The 242-nt window shown below is 34.7% G+C and carries 1 protein-coding gene; it reads left to right on the top strand.

The features are described 5' to 3' along the window. Window positions 1–242: hypothetical protein (locus SB689_RS24020; protein WP_410694531.1), on the top strand; the 242-nt coding region annotated here is incomplete at both ends.

Genomic DNA, 242 nt, shown 5'->3' with positions numbered 1-242 from the left:
CGAAGATGAGCAGGTTATTAATGACTTTAAAACCAAGATAGAGGAGCGGAATATTGTTTATATCTCCAGAAAACTTCTACAAGAGCTTTTGGGTAGTTTGTCTTATTTTGGGCTTCTTCAAAAGGCTACAAGTACCAATGTTTATCTGGATGTGCTTATCGACTTTTGTCAGAAAGTAAAATGGCTGGAAATTGATGATATTCAGTATGAGAATGTTTCTCATTTTGAAAATGCTTTCAGGA

The organism is Chryseobacterium sp. SIMBA_038, from assembly GCF_046535115.1.
Lineage (GTDB): Bacteria > Bacteroidota > Bacteroidia > Flavobacteriales > Weeksellaceae > Chryseobacterium.
The sequence above is the reverse complement of the archived record's forward strand: the minus strand, read 5'-3'. Positions and strand labels throughout refer to the sequence as shown.